Origin of the sequence: Psychrobacter piechaudii (assembly GCF_900162825.1) — a bacterium.
Classification (GTDB): domain Bacteria; phylum Pseudomonadota; class Gammaproteobacteria; order Pseudomonadales; family Moraxellaceae; genus Psychrobacter; species Psychrobacter piechaudii.
The window spans coordinates 1-1,699 of record NZ_FUGE01000093.1 but is presented as its reverse complement, the minus strand read 5'-3'; the positions used below and the strand labels follow the sequence as shown (position 1 = coordinate 1,699).

Here is a 1,699-nt window from a genome sequence, read left to right as displayed (position 1 = left end):
GGGCTATTATCATTAAGCTCAAACAATTGATTCTTGCCTTGTTCATGCGCAGGTTTTGGGTTAGAGTTTCACTAAGTCTGTTAAAGTTTGGCATGGTCTATTCGTCTTAAAAATTACTATTATGCCTTTGCTTTAACAGACTTTTTTGTTTTTTTTGTCGTGTGCAGAGATGACGGATACAGTTCTCTGCTTTGTTTTACCCTGTTTCGGTAGATTTCTTCATCTCTGTAGGAGGCGACAGTTGATATAAATGTTTAATCATGGCAGTTTAATAACAATAATTAGCACAAAAAAAGAGAGCCTATCTTTTTTGATAAACCCTCTTTTTTAATGGTCTAAATAGCCTAGTTTTGCGACTACTTAAGCAGCCTCTTTAATTTTGGCACTCGAGATATCACCAAAAAGTCGAGTAAGGCAATGGCCACAATGGCTAGAATAGCGGTGGGAAAAATAACCGCCACGATTAACAATATCATTGCCAATCCCCAAGGTGTTGTGCCATTACTAGGCGGTGGATTTAAGCCTACTTTGCGCGTTGACTGTGCGTTAAGCTTGCTAGGGCGGCGCTGCCACCACATGATATAACCACTAATGCAAATGGCAATAATAGACAAGCAAAATAAAACGTTGGCCAACAAACTCCACAGTCCTAAAGTGCCCATGTGTACCGCATTGCCCACGGCCATAAATTTACCGAAGGCATTGTAATCTTCATAGCGGATATCGGCTAAGACGTTGCCTGAATAGCGGTCTATATGCATAGTGCGATCGGCAGTGGGACTGGGCATATCGTAACTCATAGAGTCTTGGCTAAGGGTCCAAACCCCCGTCTCACCCTGCGGTAAGTTGATCTGATAACGGCCTTTAAAGCCACTTTCACGGGCAAATTTATCCACCGTATCAAGGGTTATAGGCAGGGTAGGGTTAATACCTTTATCACCCAACGTCAAGCCTGATGTCGGCATAGGTGTTAATTCAAGAATCCACGGCACTTCCTTAACACTGCTACTGTTTAAGGCTTCACCATGTGTCGGTGGTATAACTGAGGTTGGCATAGGTCCGTTGCCCCATTTACCGGCAGGAAACTGACTCCATGCCTGTACCACTTTTTCACCCCAAATACCGGCCCAAGCCATTCCTGACACACAAAATAGCAGTAATAAAATGGACAACCAGGTGCCTAAGGTAGCGTGTAAGGTAACGAAAACTGAGCGTTTGCTGGCTTGCTTCGCACTGGGAATGAGCATCGATTTGACCGATTTGCATCTGTACCACCAGAGATACCACCCCGTTAATATCAATAGAACCGTCAATGAAGCCGCAGTCTCCAACAGATAATCACCTGTTTTCCCCATCAGTAAATCAGCGTGAATGCTGTTAAACGTATGATAAAGATTGCTGTTGTTAGGGGCACTGGTTACCACGTCTGCCGTATACGGATCGACAGCGACCATATAATTATTATCGGCTGAGCTCACTCGAAATAAGGCAACGCTATGGTCACTTTTGGGCGCGATGTACTGCTTGAGTGTGCTATAGTGAAAGAACTTATAAACTGTTACAAAGCCAAAGAAAATAAAAGAACAAAGTATCGATACAATGCAGACGCCAGTCTTTACGTTTACGCTTGATCCAAGCCCAAGCTTTTTCGATGGGATTTAAATCTGGGCTATAAGGTGGTAGCCATAAAATACAGTGT

1 protein-coding gene and 1 pseudogene are annotated in these 1,699 nt (G+C 43.4%); both read right to left on the bottom strand.

Features of this window, described 5'->3' with window-relative positions:
• Positions 1–356: 356 nt before the first annotated feature.
• Positions 357–1,523 (bottom strand): annotated as a pseudogene (locus A1019T_RS04220) (PepSY-associated TM helix domain-containing protein); the annotation flags it as partial.
• Between the two features lie 25 nt (positions 1,524–1,548).
• On the bottom strand, positions 1,549–1,699 hold a 151-nt coding region (locus tag A1019T_RS04215; protein ID WP_208608017.1), incomplete at its 5' end, for a transposase.